Source organism: Bradyrhizobium sp. IC4060 (genome assembly GCF_020193715.1).
In the GTDB taxonomy this organism is placed as follows: Bacteria; Pseudomonadota; Alphaproteobacteria; order Rhizobiales; family Xanthobacteraceae; genus Bradyrhizobium; species Bradyrhizobium yuanmingense.
In genome coordinates this window covers 240271-255506 of record NZ_JADYVJ010000006.1, presented here as the reverse complement: position 1 = coordinate 255506, position 15236 = coordinate 240271, and the positions used below count along the sequence as shown (strand labels likewise).

At 64.6% G+C, this 15236-nt stretch carries 18 protein-coding genes and 1 pseudogene; 11 read left to right on the top strand and 8 right to left on the bottom strand.

All coding sequences use genetic code 11. From position 1 onward, the window contains the following. Positions 1-56 precede the first annotated feature (56 nt). A complete protein-coding gene (locus tag I6F16_RS21740; protein WP_225113082.1) occupies positions 57-1238 on the bottom strand; it encodes a GNAT family N-acetyltransferase in 1182 nt (393 codons plus the stop codon). Positions 1239-1366: 128 nt separating this feature from the next. Between I6F16_RS21740 and I6F16_RS21735 the strand changes: the two genes are divergently transcribed. Then, complete coding sequence (locus tag I6F16_RS21735) at positions 1367-2413, top strand: polysaccharide deacetylase family protein (protein WP_225113083.1); 1047 nt, start codon at positions 1367-1369, stop codon at positions 2411-2413. On the opposite strand, the gene I6F16_RS21730 is transcribed toward I6F16_RS21735, so the two are convergent. Continuing rightward, a complete protein-coding gene (locus I6F16_RS21730; protein ID WP_036010340.1) occupies positions 2397-2618 on the bottom strand; it encodes a DUF2842 domain-containing protein in 222 nt (73 codons plus the stop codon). The genes I6F16_RS21735 and I6F16_RS21730 overlap by 17 nt on opposite strands. A 110-nt stretch (positions 2619-2728) precedes the next feature. Here I6F16_RS21730 and I6F16_RS21725 point away from each other — a divergent pair, with 110 nt between their 5' ends. Then, positions 2729-3811: a COX15/CtaA family protein gene (locus I6F16_RS21725; protein WP_036039101.1), complete on the top strand. Its 1083-nt coding sequence runs from the start codon at positions 2729-2731 to the stop codon at positions 3809-3811. Between the two features lie 19 nt (positions 3812-3830). Here I6F16_RS21725 and I6F16_RS21720 read toward each other — a convergent pair whose 3' ends face one another. The 4 genes from I6F16_RS21720 to I6F16_RS21705 all read right to left on the bottom strand — a co-directional run bounded on the left by I6F16_RS21720 (position 3831) and on the right by I6F16_RS21705 (position 7148). Beyond that, complete coding sequence (locus I6F16_RS21720) at positions 3831-4175, bottom strand: hypothetical protein (protein ID WP_036025406.1); 345 nt, start codon at positions 4173-4175, stop codon at positions 3831-3833. 106 nt (positions 4176-4281) lie between these two features. Continuing rightward, on the bottom strand, positions 4282-5562 hold the full coding sequence (locus I6F16_RS21715; RefSeq protein WP_036010324.1) for an O-acetylhomoserine aminocarboxypropyltransferase: 1281 nt from the start codon (positions 5560-5562) through the stop codon (positions 4282-4284). A gap of 150 nt (positions 5563-5712) precedes the next feature. Beyond that, positions 5713-6297, bottom strand: coding sequence for a CoA-binding protein (locus tag I6F16_RS21710; protein WP_036010322.1), 585 nt, complete (start codon positions 6295-6297; stop codon positions 5713-5715). Between the two features lie 26 nt (positions 6298-6323). Further along, entirely contained in the window at positions 6324-7148 is an 825-nt protein-coding gene (locus I6F16_RS21705) for an enoyl-CoA hydratase (RefSeq protein ID WP_225113084.1), read from the bottom strand. Positions 7149-7233: 85 nt separating this feature from the next. Here I6F16_RS21705 and I6F16_RS21700 point away from each other — a divergent pair, with 85 nt between their 5' ends. The 6 genes from I6F16_RS21700 (at position 7234) to I6F16_RS21675 (ending at position 10911) form a co-directional block, all read left to right on the top strand. Next, a complete protein-coding gene (locus I6F16_RS21700; protein WP_024341189.1) occupies positions 7234-7662 on the top strand; it encodes a PaaI family thioesterase in 429 nt (142 codons plus the stop codon). A gap of 158 nt (positions 7663-7820) precedes the next feature. Beyond that, positions 7821-8285 (top strand): 50S ribosomal protein L13, encoded by a 465-nt coding sequence (gene rplM, locus I6F16_RS21695; RefSeq protein ID WP_018642440.1) that lies wholly within the window; start codon positions 7821-7823, stop codon positions 8283-8285. Between the two features lies 1 nt (position 8286). Beyond that, positions 8287-8766, top strand: a complete 480-nt coding sequence (rpsI, locus tag I6F16_RS21690; RefSeq protein WP_018642439.1) for a 30S ribosomal protein S9 — start codon at positions 8287-8289, stop codon at positions 8764-8766. A gap of 229 nt (positions 8767-8995) precedes the next feature. Next, positions 8996-10216, top strand: a complete 1221-nt coding sequence (locus I6F16_RS21685; RefSeq protein ID WP_036025401.1) for a GGDEF domain-containing protein — start codon at positions 8996-8998, stop codon at positions 10214-10216. Between the two features lie 60 nt (positions 10217-10276). Next, entirely contained in the window at positions 10277-10513 is a 237-nt protein-coding gene (locus tag I6F16_RS21680; RefSeq protein WP_036010312.1) for a hypothetical protein, read from the top strand. Positions 10514-10614: 101 nt separating this feature from the next. Then, positions 10615-10911 (top strand): antibiotic biosynthesis monooxygenase family protein, encoded by a 297-nt coding sequence (locus I6F16_RS21675; RefSeq protein ID WP_025036647.1) that lies wholly within the window; start codon positions 10615-10617, stop codon positions 10909-10911. Between the two features lie 81 nt (positions 10912-10992). On the opposite strand, the gene I6F16_RS21670 is transcribed toward I6F16_RS21675, so the two are convergent. Continuing rightward, positions 10993-12144, bottom strand: a complete 1152-nt coding sequence (locus I6F16_RS21670; protein WP_036010309.1) for an AI-2E family transporter — start codon at positions 12142-12144, stop codon at positions 10993-10995. A gap of 357 nt (positions 12145-12501) precedes the next feature. Between I6F16_RS21670 and I6F16_RS21665 the strand changes: the two genes are divergently transcribed. The 3 genes and pseudogenes from I6F16_RS21665 (at position 12502) to I6F16_RS21655 (ending at position 14747) form a co-directional block, all read left to right on the top strand. After that, positions 12502-13206 carry a hypothetical protein gene (locus I6F16_RS21665; protein WP_109143560.1) on the top strand — a complete coding sequence of 235 codons (705 nt, stop codon included), beginning with the start codon at positions 12502-12504 and terminating at the stop codon, positions 13204-13206. A gap of 90 nt (positions 13207-13296) precedes the next feature. Then, positions 13297-14070 carry a gamma-glutamyl-gamma-aminobutyrate hydrolase family protein gene (locus I6F16_RS21660; protein ID WP_036025392.1) on the top strand — a complete coding sequence of 258 codons (774 nt, stop codon included), beginning with the start codon at positions 13297-13299 and terminating at the stop codon, positions 14068-14070. Between the two features lie 138 nt (positions 14071-14208). Continuing rightward, positions 14209-14747, top strand: a pseudogene (locus tag I6F16_RS21655) (transposase). A 234-nt stretch (positions 14748-14981) separates the two neighbouring features. Here the strand turns inward: I6F16_RS21655 and I6F16_RS21650 are convergent. Continuing rightward, a complete protein-coding gene (locus I6F16_RS21650) occupies positions 14982-15212 on the bottom strand; it encodes an AraC family transcriptional regulator (RefSeq protein WP_057029460.1) in 231 nt (76 codons plus the stop codon). Positions 15213-15236 lie beyond the last annotated feature (24 nt).

Genomic DNA, 15236 nt, shown 5'->3' with positions numbered 1-15236 from the left:
CGCGCCACCTTCTCCCACAAGGGGAGAAGGGAAGACAGCCGTGCAAGTGGAAAGAGCTACCCGAACGCCTGCCGTAGCCGGCGGGCCATGTCGAACAGCATCTGGTTCTGCTTCACCAGCCGCTTGCCGTGGCTGAGCGAGGACATCGCCATGGCCGCGAGCTTGCCGCGCGAGGTCAGGGGGACGAAGCTGTCGAAGATCGCCTCGTCGTCCTTGCAGAACATCCGCTTGTAATCGTCCGAGCCGATGCCGAGGTCGAGCGAGCGGTAGCCGCGTTCGCCGTAGCGGTCGATGATGTAGCGCATCAGGATCAGGCCGGGGCTGTAGCGGGCGTGCTCGGACATCGTGTAGGTGTTGAACATCATCGAGAAGCGCTCGCCGTCGGCGACGCCGGCGAAGATCGCGATCACCTCCTCGTCGCATTCCAGCGCATGGATGTCGATTACATGACCTTCGCCGCGCGGCGCGAGGCAGGCGCTGCGGACGAACTGCTCGACGCCGGGTTCGGCGAAGACGTTCGGCAGCTTCTGCTCCGCCATCCGCGCCGGCTTGACACGGAAGAACCAGTCGAGCAGGCGGATGATGTCTGCCTCGGACGTCGCCAGGTGATAGCGGTAGCCGGCGAGGGACTGAAGCTTCTTCTCCTTGCTCTTGAGGCGTCGGCGCAGGGAATTGCTGATCCGCGATGCCGGCGGGCCGCTCGGCTCCATCACCAATCGCGGACAGCCGTTGATCGGGCGCTGCCGCGGCAGGGCTGCAAATGGGTTCTGCTGGTCGTGCCAGCGCTCGGGCTGCTGTGTCAGTGCGAGCACGTCGGCGTGCTCGCCGAGCGGCGCAAGCAGTGCATCGAGATCGGCGCTGGCGGCCTCTGCTGCGAACTCGGCGTTCCACAGGCCCATGTTGAAGGTGGTGTGCTTGCCGCCCATGAAGCCGGCGGTGCGCACGCCGTGGCCCTGCCGCAGCGAGAGCGGCAGCAGCAGGAGCGGGCGCCGATCGGCGTCGCGGGCGATCACAATGAACGGCCGGGCACCTTCACGGGCGCCGACCAGCCGCTGCCAGGGGTCGAGCAGGTCGAAGCGCTGGTAGGGCGTGAAAAGATGGCCGCTCGCCTCGAAGCCGCGCCAGACCGCCTCGGCCTCGGCGAGATCCGTGACGATCTCCACTCGCGCGATACGGCTCGCTCTCGACCGCGCTGGCGCTTCTGCCGTCCGGCTTTGCATCGCCGCAGCCATGGTCATTCGCGAAACCTGTCGAGAAATCGAGAATACGTATTTCGGCCCGTGGCCGACCTTTGCAAACAAAGGTCAACAAAGGGTAATGACTGGGGCGAGGGAACTGACCGCCGGCGCGCGCGAAGGGTGGGATTTTGGCTTCCGACGACAGATGGTTGGAACGGCTGCGCCTCGAGCTGGCCTGGTTCACCGGCCAGGCCATGCTGCGCAGTCGCGGTGCCGGCGCCATCCTGCGTTTCCGCTACGTGCGGCCTCGGCGGCGCGGATTTCAGCCGCTGCGCGAGCACGAGATTACGCCGCAATTCCTCGATCGCGCCATCCGCGCGCTGAAGCGGTGGAACTACGATTTTCTCGGCATGGACGAGGTCTGCCGGCGCGCGGTGATGCTGCCGGAGAAGCGTCGCTTCGTGGCGCTGACCTTCGATGGCGCCGGCAAGGATCTCATCACCTTCGCCTATCCGGTGCTGGCGCGTCACGCCGTGCCTTTTACGATCTATGTGCCGACCGCTTTTCCCGACGGCGTCGGCGAGGCCTGGTGGCTCGCCCTGGAGCAGGTGATCGCGCGCGAGAGCCGCATCGACCTGATGATGGGCGACAAGGAGCAGCGCTTCACGGTCGCCGACAAGGCCGGGAAGCAGGCGCTGTTCTCGCATCTGGAGAGCTGGCTGCGCTCGCTGCCGCCGGCGGATCTGTCGGCCGCGATCGCCGATCTCTGTACGCGCTACCGGATCGACCTCGCCGCGCTCTCGCGCGAGGCGTCGATGGATTGGGAGGACCTCGCCAGGCTCGCCGGCGATCCGCTCGTGACGATCGGCAGCGCAACGGTGAACTATCCGATGCTGGCCAACATGAAGGACGCGGCCGCACTGCGCGAGATGACGATGGGCAAGGCCGTGGCGGAATCGGCTTTCAACCGCGAGATCAGGCATTTCGCCTATCCGTTCGGCGACCGCGCTTCGTTCCGGCGCAGCCACGTCGTGATGGCGGAGCAGGCGGGCTTCGCCAGCGCGGCCTCGACGATCCCGGGTATCGTGGAGGCGGAGGGACGGACGAACTTGCGCGCACTGCCGCGCATCTCCTGGGACGGGCGGGTGCGCTCGCTGCGGATGCTGCGCGTGCTGGTGTCGGGCGCCGCTTTTGCGCCGGTGCGGCCGACCGGGAGCGCTACGAGCCAGACCTGAGGCGATCGGGCCGCTGCATCCAGCTCACGATCGGCATCGCCGGCAGCACCCAGCCCATGCCGACCACGACGTAGTAGATCGCCTGCCGCCAGCCGGATTCGGCGATCCACGGCATCTGCGCCGCCGCCATGCCGAGCAGGGCCCAAACGGTGGCCAGCACCAGGAGCAGGATGGCGCCGAGGAACTTGCGGGTGCGGATCGTCATGGCGGGAACTTTAAGGCTTTCGCGTTACTTGCGCTGCGGGAGCGGGGGACTATAAGGGGCACTCAACCGGGTTCAAGTCTCTTCGCCACAGGCTTGGTTTTGTCCTTGAAATGACGACGAATTCCGCCCCATCCGAGCCGCATCGCGCCGTGCGCTGGTGGCTGATCTGTGTGGCCGCGCTGATCGCACTGATGGTGCTGGTTGGCGGTGCGACACGGCTGACGGAATCGGGCCTATCGATCGTCGAATGGAAGCCGGTCACGGGCAGTGTTCCGCCGCTGTCGGAAGCGGCATGGGCCGAGGCGTTCGAGGCCTACAAGAAGATCCCGCAATATCGCGAGCTGAATTCAGGCATGAGCCTGTCCGAGTTCAAGACGATCTTCTGGTGGGAGTGGAGCCACCGGCTGCTCGGCCGCTTCATCGGCGTCGCCTATCTGCTGCCGTTCCTGTTCTTCCTCTGGCGCGGCGGACTGTCGGGTGAGCTGAAGCGCAGGCTGTGGCTGCTGTTTGCGCTCGGCGGCCTCCAGGGGGCGGTCGGCTGGTGGATGGTGGCCTCGGGCCTGACGGAACGCACCGAGGTGTCGCAATATCGGCTGGCGACGCATCTTTCGCTCGCGCTCCTGATTTTCGCGGGGATCGTCTGGACGGTGCGGCGGCTCGAGCAGCGGCCGCAGATCGCGGCGCCGGCTCGGCTGCGGTTCACGAGCGCGGTGCTGCTCGCGGTGACCTTCGTGCAGATCTATTTCGGTGCGCTGGTCGCGGGCTTGCGTGCCGGGCGGGCCTACAACACCTGGCCTGAGATCGATGGGGCGCTCATCCCCTCGGCGGAACGGCTGTGGTTCGAGACGCCGTGGTGGCGCAACATGTTCGACAATGTGCTGACGGTGCAGTTCGAGCACCGCATGACCGCCTACGTGTTGATCGTGCTGGCGCTGCTGCATGCGATCGACGCGGTGCGCTCGCGTGCAGGTGCGGCCGCGAGCGGCGCGTTGTGGCTGTTCGCAGCGGTGAGCATGCAGGCGGTGCTCGGCATCCTCACGCTGCTCAACCAGGTGCCGATCGATCTCGCGCTGACCCACCAGGCGGTTGCGATCGTGGTGTTGACGCTGGCAGTGATGCAGGTGGAGCGGCTGGCGTCACGGCAGTCTGTGCAGGCGCAGCCGCGCGCGGTCCCCGTGGGTCAGCCCGGCTGATCACCATCAGCCCGGCTGATCAGCAATAGCCGTAGACGCCGCACGCATAGGGCAGGCGCCAGAAATAATCGACCTGTTTCCCGCCGTAATAGGCGCCCTGATAATCGTAGCTCCAGGGGCGGCCGTAATAGCCAGGCAAGGTGTGGGAGCCCGGCAGCAGCGGCGTGCCCGGCAGGTTGCGGATGTAGCTGCCGATGCCGTAGGCCGGCGAGATCAGCGCATCCGGATCGGTCTCGACATAGACCTGAGGTGGGTCCTGCGGCGGCCCGGCCGCGCGCCGCTTCGGCGTCGCCGGCAGATCGGCGGCAATGGCCGCCGAGGCCGTCAGCATCACAGCCAGAGCGGGCACCATCCAGCGCAGCATCGTCGGCTCCGAATCAAAGGGGCGATCCAAGCACGATGTATGAGGCAGATATGGTTAATGAGGGTTAACCGACGGCGGCCAAAACGGCCGCCGTCGTTCCCAGGCGCTACGTCCCCAGCGCCTGTTCCAGATCCGCGATCAGGTCTTCCTTGTCCTCGATACCGACCGAGATCCGGACCACGTCCGGGCCGGCGCCGGACTTGATCTTGGCGGCGTCGTCGAGCTGGCTGTGCGTGGTCGAGGCCGGATGGATCACCAGCGAGCGGGTGTCGCCGACATTGGCGAGGTGCGAGAACAACTGCAGCTTCGACACCAGGCTGACGCCGGCGTCATAGCCGCCCTTCAGGCTGAAGGTGAACACCGCGCCGGCGCCCTTTGGTGCGTATTTGCGCGCGAGCTGATTGTACTTGTCGCTCGGCAGCCCGGCATAGCTCACCGAGGCCACCGCCGGATGTCCCGCGAGGTATTCGGCAACGGCTTTGGCATTGTCGCAGTGCTTCTGCATGCGCAGCGGCAGAGTCTCGATGCCGGTCAGGATCATGAAGGCGTTGAAGGGCGACAACGCCGGTCCGAGGTCGCGCAGGCCCAGCACGCGGCAGGCGATCGCGAAGGCGAAATTGCCGAAGGTCTCCTGCAGCCGGATGCCGTGATATTCCGGGCGCGGCTCCGAGAGCATGGGGTACTTGCCGCCCGTGGACCAGTCGAAGGTGCCGGCATCGACGATGATGCCGCCGAGCGAGTTGCCGTGGCCGCCCAGGAATTTCGTCAGCGAGTGCACGACGATGTCAGCGCCATGATCGATCGGACGGATCAGATAGGGCGAAGCCAGCGTGTTGTCGACGATCAGCGGCACGCCCGCCTTGCGTGCCACGGTCGAGATCGCCTCGATGTCGGTGATGCTGCCGGCGGGGTTGGCGATGGACTCGATGAAGATCGCTTTCGTGCGCGGCGTCACCGCACGCTCGAAGCTCGCGATATCGTCGGGATCGGCCCACACCACGTTCCAGCCAAAGCTCTTGAAGGCGTGCGTGAACTGGTTGATCGAGCCGCCATAGAGCTTTCGCGCGGCGATGAATTCGTCGCCGGGCTGAAGCAGCTGCTGCAGCACCACGACCTGCGCGGCATGGCCGGAAGCGACCGCGAGCGCGGCCGTGCCGCCTTCGAGTGCGGCGACGCGCTCTTCCAGCACCGCATTGGTGGGATTGCCGATGCGGGTATAGATGTTGCCGAACGCCTGCAGGCCGAACAGCGAGGCGGCGTGATCGGCATCGTTGAAGACGAAAGAGGTCGTTTGATAAATCGGAGTCGCGCGCGCGCCGGTGGTGGGGTCGGGCTGTGCACCGGCATGCACGGCGAGCGTTGAAAATCCCGGAAGGCGATCGCTCATTTGGGCGTCCTGTTCTTGTGGCCTGAAATTCGCGCGGCATGCTGATCGGCGCCGTGCCCGCCGTCAAGGCGCGGCGTCACATCGGAATCATTTTGGGAACGATCGTGCTGCGCATTGTCGCGTTTGCGAAACGAAGCCTTCGCAATCGCGTCAGCTTTGCTCGCTCTTGTTCTTCGCAGCGCGATCCGATGCGGCGGTGTCGCCACCGCCAACACTCATCCGATTGAGGGACAGCCTCATGCCCTGCGTCGGCGCCGGCGCGCGCTTGGAGCTGAGCGTGCGCGAATTCACGCCCATCCAGGAGATTTCTGACGACAGGCGGCCATATTCGATCTTGGGGCAGCGGTTCATGACCACCTTGATCCCGACTGATTCCGCTTTCGCGGCCGCCGCATCGTCGCGCGCGCCGAGCTGCATCCAGATCACCTTCGGCAGCGGGTCGAGCGTGAGCGCCTCCTCGACCACGGGCATGATGTGGCTCGAGTTGCGGAAGATGTCGACCATGTCGACGGGGCGGCCGATATCCGACAGTGATGCGACGAACGGCTTTCCGAGCAGCTCCTTGCCGACATGGCCGGGATTGACCGGGATCATGTCGTAGCCGCGCTGCATCAGGTATTTGAACGCGAAATAGCTCGGCCGCACATTGACCGGTGATGCCCCGACCATCGCGATCGATTTCACGCTGTTGAGGATGCCGCGGATATAATTGTCGGGATAGGCGTCGTGGTTCATCACTTATCTTTTCTTGTTGGCGGGGGTCATTCATCCCGCCATGTCGGCGCGCGCTTCTCGATGAAGGCGCCGATGCCTTCCTCGGCGTCGCGCGCCATCATGTTCTCGGTCATCACCTCTGCGGCATAGCGATAGGCGTCTGCAAGGCTCATCTCGGCCTGGCGGTAGAAGGCCTCCTTGCCGAGCTTGATCGTGTAGGCGGATTTCAACGCGACCTGTTGCGCGAGCTCGATCGCGGCGCCGAGTTCGGTGCCGGCGGGAACGACACGGTTAACGAGCCCGATCTCGCGGGCGCGGTCGGCCGTGACAGGCTCGCCCGTCAGCAGCATCTCCATGGCCTGCTTGCGCGGGACGTTGCGCGACAGCGCCACCATCGGGGTCGAGCAGAACAGGCCGATATCGACGCCGGGTGTAGCGAACTTCGCCTCGTGCGATGCGATCGCAAGATCGCAGCTGGCGACGAGCTGGCAGCCGGCAGCGGTCGCGATGCCCTGGACGGCCGCGACCACGGGCTTCGGCAGATGCACGACCGCCTGCATCATCGCGCTGCAGGCCGTCATGATCTGCGCAAAATAAGCCCGACCCCGATCCGGATCGGTGCGGCGCGCGGTCAGTTCCTTTATGTCGTGGCCGGCGGAAAAAGCGGGGCCGTTGGCCGCGATGACGGCCGCGCGGATGTGCTTGTCTTCCGCGATTGCGTTGAGGCTCGCATGCAGCTGTCCGATCATCGCCTCGGAAAGGCTGTTGCGCGCGGCTGGTCGGTTCAGCGTGAGCACGGCGACGCTGCCGACGATCTCGCGCAGCAGGATCGGCGGTTGCGGGGAGGGGGCGCGGGCGGCCTGAACGGACATTGACGCGACTTCCGCTAGATGATTGCAATTGGATGACACCGATAACTTAATGTAACAGGGCAGGCGAAGCGAGGGTGGGGACGGCATGGCGTTAGCGAAAATGAGCGTGGCGGAGCTCGAGCGGTTCCTCCGTGACGAGTTTCCCCAGGCCTTCAGCGGTGACGACATCACGATCGAGAGCGCGGACGGCCAGACCAGCCTCTTGCGCCAGCGCTACAGCGAACGGATGTTGCGGCCCGGCGGAACCGTGTCCGGGCCGACGCTGATGGCGCTCGCGGATTTCGCGATGTACGTGGTGCTGCTGTCCGCGATCGGGCCGATCGGGCTCGCCGTCACCACCAATCTCAACATCAACTTCCTGCGCAAGGGCCAGCCCGGGCAGGACGTGCTGGCCGAGGCCCGGCTGCTCAAGCTCGGCAAGCGCCTTGCGGTCGGGGAGGTGAACCTCTTGTCCGGGACCTCACCCGATCCGATCGCCCATGTCACCTCGACCTATTCCATTCCAAACGTTTGAGCTTTTTACAGGTAATATCGCACCATATTTTTAAGTTATTGAGTTTGCTTAGTTGTTTTCGGCTCTGGGGCATTGACCGTTGCGCCGCTCTTCTCTAGAACCGCGCGCAGTCTGGTGCGGTGTTCGCGCCGATATCTCCCGTCCACGGAAACTCCGACATGAAAACCTTTTCGGCAAAGCCGGCTGAGGTGACGAAGAAGTGGGTGCTGATCGACGCCAAGGGTCTGGTCGTCGGCCGCCTCGCCACCATCGTCGCCATGCGCCTGCGCGGCAAGCACCTCCCGACCTACACCCCGCACGTCGATTGCGGCGACAACGTCATCATCATCAACGCGCAGCATGCGGTCCTCACCGGTCGCAAGCGCGAGCAGAAGACCTACTACAAGCACACCGGCTATGTCGGCCACGTCAAGGAGCGCACCGCGCGCCAGATCCTCGAAGGCCGTCATCCCGAGCGCGTGCTCGAGAAGGCCGTCGAGCGCATGATCCCGCGTGGTCCGCTCGGCCGCGTGCAGATGGGCAACCTCCGTGTCTACGGCGGCGCCGATCATCCGCACGAGGCGCAGCAGCCCGAGAAGATCGATATCGCCAAGTTGAACCGCAAGAACACGAGGGCCGCATAACATGGCCGAATCCATTCAGTCGCTCGACCAGCTCTCGCAGCTCAAGACGGCGGCCGCGCCCGAGGCGCCCAAGCACGAGAAGAAGGTCGACAAGTTCAACCGCGCTTACGCCACCGGCAAGCGCAAGGACGCGGTCGCCCGCGTCTGGATCAAACCGGGCGCCGGCAAGGTCACCGTCAACTCGCGCGAGGTCGAGGTCTATTTCGCCCGTCCCGTGCTGCGCATGATGATCGAGCAGCCGTTCTCCGTGGCCCAGCGTTCGGGCCAGTACGACGTGATCTGCACCGTCGCCGGCGGCGGCCTGTCCGGCCAGGCCGGCGCGGTCCGTCACGGCATCTCCAAGGCGCTCACCTATTTCGAGCCTGAGCTGCGCTCCGTGCTCAAGAAGGGCGGCTTCCTCACCCGCGACTCGCGCGTGGTCGAGCGCAAGAAGTACGGCAAGGCCAAGGCCCGCCGGTCCTTCCAGTTCTCGAAGCGTTAATCGCTTTTATCGCATTCGCCGCGAAAGCGGCTTCAATGAGATGCAAAAGGGCGCTGATTTCAGCGCCCTTTTTGTTGTTCGTTTGTATGCAAATTGATGGCGTGTTTCCCGAAAACTTAGGGACCGGCGAAAACCTGAATGGAACCCGCGAGACCTAGCGTCGCCTTCGGAAGGGCGCGCAAATCGGCTGGGCCGATCGCGTAACTGCTATGTTCTAGAGGGGGCCGACATGATGTCGCTCGATAGCATCACGCTCTATTTGGTCGCCACCATGGTCGCCGCACTGCTCGGCGCCATGATGGTATTTTTCGGCAAGCAGGAGAACAGCCCGGCGCTGAAATGGTGGGGCACCGCCTATCTGCTCGGTGCCGCCTCCGTCGCACTATGGACCGCGGCGGGCGACAGGCTGGGGCCGCACATTTACCTTGCATTGAACGCGGTCGGTTTCGTCGCCTGCGGCATGGTCTGGAACGCGGCGCGCGTCTTCCACGGCCGCAACCCGAACTGGCCGGGGCTCGTGCTCGGCGCGCTCGCCTGGGTCGCTGCTGCGACGCTGCTCGATCCCACGGCATCGATGCTGCGCATGCTCGTCGGTGCTGGCATCGTCTCGGTGTACGCGGCGTTGACTGCGAGCGAGCTCTGGACCGAACGGCGCAAGAGCGTGCAACGGCGCTGGCCCGCCTTCGTGATGCCGGTGATGCACGGCTGCGTGTTGATGCTGCCGATCCTGATCGGCAGCTTCCTGCGCCCGCATGATGCCGGCTTCTCCTCGAGCATCTGGGTCACCGTGTTCGCGGTCGAGCTCATTCTCTACGCCGTCGGTACCGTGTTCGTGATCTTCATGCTGGTGTCGGAACGCACCGTCACCGCGCACCGGACGGCGGCGTCGACCGATCCCTTGACCGGCATGCTCAACCGGCGCGGCTTCTCGGAGGCCTGTGCGCGCGTGATCGAGCGCGAGGCCAAGGCCGGGCGGCCGGTGACCGTGATGATCTTCGACATCGACCATTTCAAATCGATCAACGACCGCTTCGGCCATCCCGCCGGCGACGAGATGCTGAAGCTGTTCTCCACCGTCGTGGTCAGCAATTTGCGCATCTCCGACCTGTCGGGCCGCATCGGCGGCGAGGAGTTCGCCGCGCTATTGCCATGCTCACTGGAGGAGGGCGTGCTGGTCGCCGAGCGCGTGCGCGAGGCGTTCGAGACCTCCGGCGTCGTGGTCGACGAAGGTCCGGTCGATACCACCGTCAGCATCGGCGTTGCCGGAGGTCCGGCCGGCACCGAGCTGGAGGTGCTGCTGGCCTCGGCGGACACCGCGCTCTACCAGGCCAAGCGCGGCGGCCGCAACCGCGTCGAGGCGGCCGAGGAGCTGCCGCTGTCGCTGGAGAACTGGCGCCGCCAGAGCGCGGCGCGGACCGGCGCATCGCAGGCGCGTCCGGTCACCGCGTGAGCATGCAGGGCGGGCTTGCGGTAAATCTCTGTTTACCATTCGATCCCTACCATCGTGGTCATGGAATCGATCCGTCGACGGAATCCGCAAGCCGCCCTGATGTCGCTCGAAGCCGAAGCTGCCTCGGCCCGCGGCGGTTTCGCCTGTCTGTTCTCCACTGCGGACGAATACGAGAGCGCGCTGATCACCGAGCGTCGTGCGCAAGGCCGCTACACGCAGCAACGCAGCTACTGGCCGTTCGTGTTGTTCGCGGGTTGTGCGCTGATCGTCGCGGGCACGGTCCTGCTGTTCGCCTGACAGGCCTGCATTTCCAGACCGGGCAGGGCGCCGCTTCAGCGCCTTTTTCTTTGTCGCCATCTGCGGTAGACACGGCCATCAACAAAAAGGGTGGAAAGCCGATGATCACCGAGATCGCGCAAATTGACGTCAAGCCGGGCAGCGAGAAGGATTTTGAGGCCGCCGTTGCCAAGGCCAAGGCCGCTTTCGGCCGCTCCAAGGGCTTTCACGGCTTCGAGCTGCACAAGTCGATCGAGAAGCCGCAGCGTTACCGGCTGATGGTGAAATGGGCGACGCTGGAGAACCACACTGTGGACTTCCGCGGCTCAGAGAATTTCACGGAATGGCGCGGCCTGGTCGGCCAGTATTTTGCCGCGCCTCCCGAGGTCGAGCACACCGAGACCGTGCTGACGACCTGAGGCTTTATCTCGGGAGCATGATCTTATCGGAAACCGCTCCACACTTTGCGCTAACGCGGTCCTCCGGGTCCGGATCATGCTCTAGGCCGCCTCCGCGAGAGGCGACGCCTCGTAGGTCTTGACATGGTCGATCATGACCTTGGCGATCGCGACCAGCGGGAGCGCCAGCGCCAGGCCCCAGATGCCGAACACGACGCCCAGCAGGATCTGGAACGCGAACAGCGTGGCCGGCGGGATGTCGAGTGCCTGGCGCTGCAGGATCGGCGTCAGCACGTAGCTTTCCATGGCGTGCACGCCCATGAACAGCAGAAATGCCGACAAAGCGGGGATCCAGCCGGAGGCGAGGCTCGCCAACACCACGATGACGCCGGCGATGATGGCTCCCACCGTGGGGATGAAGGCGAGCAGGCCCGCCTGGATTCCTAGGATGAACGCGCCGGGGATGCCGATGACGGCAAGTCCGATCCAGGTTACGACACCGACCGCGATCATGACGATGATCTGGGCGATCAGCCAGCGCTCGAGCGTTTCAGCGATACGGTCGATGACGATGGCGAAACGGGTACGGTGCCGCGCCGGTGCCAGGAACAGCAGGCCGTCATGATAGACGCTGGGCTGGGCGGCGAAGGCCAGGCCCAGGAACAGCACGATGAAGATGTTGCCGACGCCGTGAATGGTGCCGAGCAGCAGCTTGAGGGTCTGGCTCACGATCGCCCCGCCGCTGGAGGCGAGCGTGCCGGCACTGGGCAGCGGAGCGCGCGAAGGCGTTGCCGGCGCGGGCGTTGCCTCCGAGGAGGTGTTGGCGGCGGGGTCCGAGGCAGCGTTGCCGAGGTCGAAGAAGCTGGTGTCGATGCCGTGGCTCTCGAGCAGGGACCTGACATTGGTGATCTGCGACTTGATGGTCTTGCTCAGCAGCGAGGCCTGTTCGGCAATGGTGGCGCCGCCGAGATAGGCGACGCCCGCGAGCAGCAAAGCGAGCGCAACGCAGACGATTGCAAGCCGGATCGTGTGAGGCAGCTGGACCCGGCGGCCGAGCGCATTGACCAGAGCGTTGAGACCGAGGCCGAGCAGCATGCCGGTGAAGATCAGCAGCAGGGTGGCGGCAAAATACCAGGTGAAGGCGAGCAGCGCGGTGAACAGAACGACGCCGATGCCTCCGGCCGCGATCGCCCAGGCCTGATCCCGCGCGAGGTCGGCACGGGAGCGGGATCGTTCATCTGCGGGAAAGGTCACATCGTATCCTGTCTTTGGTGGCTGCAATGGGGCACTCTTTCGACAAACACGCTTCCGATCAAGAGCAGGGCTATCGCAGATCACTTTTGGCGGCGGCCTGCGCGCACGCCTCGTCCTTCGAGACGGCGCTTACGCGCCTCCTCAGGATGAGGCTAATCTGGATCAGTGCCTGTTGAAACTGTAGCCACGCACTCCGCCCTCATCCTGAGGAGCCCGCCTAAAGCGGGCGTCTCGAAGGATGACTGCAGGGAAAAGCCCCTCAAATGCGATAGCCCCGCGATCAAGAGCGGCAACGCGCCGGTTTGACGCTGCCGCGCGAACGGTGCAGAGCGGTGGCGAAAAGGAAGTGAGGGGCGCTTGGGCGTTATCAGCAAGTGGGCCGGTCTGCTCGGGCTGTTGGCTTTGCTCGTAGGCGGCGACCAGATCCGGATCAACCGGCCGGACCACAAATACCGCCTAACGGTCGAGGTGACGACGCCCGCCGGGATCAAGACCGGGTCGGCCATTCTCGCTGTCGTGCCCGATCGCAACTATAACCGCAGCGGCCGCACCACGACGCGCGGGGAGGCCGTGTTCGTCGATCTCGGCCAAGGCAAGAACATCGTGGTCTTGCTGGCACACCAGCAGGGCGCCAAGCTCGACCTCGACGACATCAACTATGTGGCGCTCCGCGCCTATGGCGCCGCGCGCGGCAGCCGGGTGTCGTTCAAGGACATGAGCCGGCAGACCGGCATTGTCCCGGTGCAAGGAGAGCTCATCCCCGTGCTCGTGAGCTTTGGCGATCTCAGGGATCCCAACACCGCGCGCCTTGTCGCCAGCGACAAGGCAGAGGCAATCCTGGGCGAGGGCTATGCGATCCGCGGCTTCTCCGCCGAGGTGGTGCCCAACGGGTTCTGGCCGATCGACTTCGGAGGCGTGCTCGGGGAGCCCGTGACGCGCGGAATCGAGGCCAAGCTTCCCTGGCTGACCGCGCCGGGCGAGACAGCGGCAATTGCGCTGAGGGCCGCGGGTCTGCCCGTGGAGGGCGGGTTGGACGCTCGGGAGGCATTTGCGCGAAAATAGCATTGCCGTCCCGCGATCCCCTCTGTTGAATTTGTTCCATCGGAGGGGCATGTTTGGGGAATCTTCTTATCGGGAGGCGCGGAACGACAGATGAGAAAGCCGGTCGTCGGCGTGATCGGGAATTCCTATCGCGTCGAGAATCGATTTCAGGTCCAGATGGTTGGCGAGCGAAACCTGCGCGCCGTGGCCGAAGTCTCCGGCGGCTTGCCGTTGATGTTCGCTGGAGCCCCCGACATCACGGATATCCCGGCGCTGCTCGATACCGTCGACGGCATCATCCTCACAGGGGCCCGGGCCAACGTTCACCCGACCCGCTTCAACGTCGATCCCTGCGAGAAGCACGAGCCCTACGACATCCACCGCGACGAGGTCGCGCTGGCCCTTTCGGTCGCCTGCGTCGCCCGCGGCATTCCGCTGTTCGGCATTTGCCGCGGCCTGCAGGAGATGAACGTCGCCTTCGGCGGCTCGCTGCATCCCGAGATCCGCGAGATCCCCGGCCGCATGAACCACCGCATGCCCCGGCTCGAGAACGGCGAGATCCATCCCGATCCGACCGTGGTGTTCGCCGACCGTCACGACGTCGAGCTGACGCCCGGCGGCGCCTTCGCCACGATTCTCGGCTGCGAGAAGATCCGGGTCAATTCGCTGCACGGACAGGGCATTCTCGATCCCGGCAAGCGCGTGCTGATCGAAGGCATCGCCGAGGACGGCACCATCGAGGCGATCCGCATCGCGGAAGCCCCGAGCTTTGCCCTCGGCGTGCAATGGCACGCGGAGTACGACCCGCAGCACAATCCGATCAACCGCAAGCTGTTCGAGGCCTTTGGCGAGGCGCTGGTGACAAGGCAGAAGGCGGAGGCGTAGCCGCGGTCGTGTCCCGGACCAGCTGCAACGCGGAGCGTTGCGGCGTAGAGCCGGGAATCCAGCTTCTGCCACGTTGCGCACTCGGCTTGGACTGAGTAGGGCGGATTAGCCGAAGGCGTAATCCGCCATCTTTAGTTCATGGGGCAGCTGCAATGCCGCCGTGCATTTATTCCAGGTGGCTGCTGGTTCTTCACGGTCAATCTTCATGATCGTAGGCAGCGGCTGCTCGTCGAGAACATCGCAGCGCTGCGCGCGGCCGTTGCAGCGACCCGTCGGGACTATTCGTTCACTATCGATGCGTTTGTCGTGCTTCCGGACCACCTTCATGCGGTCTGGACGCTTCCCCGCGGCGATGCCGACTTTTCGATGCGGTGGAGATTGATCAAAATGCGCTTCGCGAAGTCCCTGCCGAAGACAGAGCCTTTAACCGCTGTACAGATCGCAAGACGGGAGCGTGGCGTATGGCAGAACCGGTTCTGGGAGCACCTCATCCGCGACGAAACCGACTATGCACGCCATATCGAGTATTGCTACATCAACCCAGTCAAGCACGGATATGTGACCCGCGTGTTGGATTGGCCGCATTCGTCATTTCACCGAGATGTCGAGGCCGGACTGTTTCCGGCGGATTGGCAGGAGATAGCAACGCGGATGGTAACTTTGGCGAACGTGCGTGAGCGTCGCACGCAGTAGGCGGATTACGCCTTCGGCTAATCCGCCCTACGAGGACTGTTTATCCAAGGTGCATCCCGAATTTCCGACGGAGTAAACCAATCAGTAGGAATTGCTCCGCCCTGGTTTTTGCGGCTCTGATTTGTTCTTCGAGAACGAATTGGAGTCAGATGCAGAACGAAAGCTGATGGCCGCTCCGTGGCGCAGGATTTCTCTACCGTGTTAAATCGTAGATGCGCTCAGGCTGTGCCCAGCGAGAGCGCCGCGACCGGACTGCGTCCATCGGTCATGCCACCGGCACCAGCCTCACACCGCCCGCTCCATCCGTCGCGCACGATAGGATTGCGTGACATCAGTGTCAGCTTGCGGAAGCTGCTCTCATCCTCATAGCCGGCAGCGCGCGCGATCGTCTTGATCGGCTGCGTCGTCGATTCCAGCAGGGTGCGCGCGTGCTCGACACGGCTGCGCATGATGAAGGATTGCGGCGGCTCGTG

Bases quoted from the DNA above. Each gene is read 5' to 3' on its own strand.
- I6F16_RS21740 (WP_225113082.1), bottom strand. From the start codon at position 1,238: ATGACCATGGCTGCGGCGATGCAAAGCCGGACGGCAGAAGCGCCAGCG.
- I6F16_RS21730 (WP_036010340.1), bottom strand. From the start codon at position 2,618: ATGACGATCCGCACCCGCAAGTTCCTCGGCGCCATCCTGCTCCTGGTG.
- I6F16_RS21725 (WP_036039101.1), top strand. From the start codon at position 2,729: ATGACGACGAATTCCGCCCCATCCGAGCCGCATCGCGCCGTGCGCTGG.
- I6F16_RS21720 (WP_036025406.1), bottom strand. From the start codon at position 4,175: ATGCTGCGCTGGATGGTGCCCGCTCTGGCTGTGATGCTGACGGCCTCG.
- I6F16_RS21715 (WP_036010324.1), bottom strand. From the start codon at position 5,562: ATGAGCGATCGCCTTCCGGGATTTTCAACGCTCGCCGTGCATGCCGGT.
- I6F16_RS21710 (WP_036010322.1), bottom strand. From the start codon at position 6,297: ATGAACCACGACGCCTATCCCGACAATTATATCCGCGGCATCCTCAAC.
- I6F16_RS21705 (WP_225113084.1), bottom strand. From the start codon at position 7,148: ATGTCCGTTCAGGCCGCCCGCGCCCCCTCCCCGCAACCGCCGATCCTG.
- I6F16_RS21700 (WP_024341189.1), top strand. From the start codon at position 7,234: ATGGCGTTAGCGAAAATGAGCGTGGCGGAGCTCGAGCGGTTCCTCCGT.
- rplM (WP_018642440.1), top strand. From the start codon at position 7,821: ATGAAAACCTTTTCGGCAAAGCCGGCTGAGGTGACGAAGAAGTGGGTG.
- rpsI (WP_018642439.1), top strand. From the start codon at position 8,287: ATGGCCGAATCCATTCAGTCGCTCGACCAGCTCTCGCAGCTCAAGACG.
- I6F16_RS21685 (WP_036025401.1), top strand. From the start codon at position 8,996: ATGATGTCGCTCGATAGCATCACGCTCTATTTGGTCGCCACCATGGTC.
- I6F16_RS21680 (WP_036010312.1), top strand. From the start codon at position 10,277: ATGGAATCGATCCGTCGACGGAATCCGCAAGCCGCCCTGATGTCGCTC.
- I6F16_RS21675 (WP_025036647.1), top strand. From the start codon at position 10,615: ATGATCACCGAGATCGCGCAAATTGACGTCAAGCCGGGCAGCGAGAAG.
- I6F16_RS21660 (WP_036025392.1), top strand. From the start codon at position 13,297: ATGAGAAAGCCGGTCGTCGGCGTGATCGGGAATTCCTATCGCGTCGAG.
- I6F16_RS21650 (WP_057029460.1), bottom strand. From the start codon at position 15,212: ATGCGCAGCCGTGTCGAGCACGCGCGCACCCTGCTGGAATCGACGACG.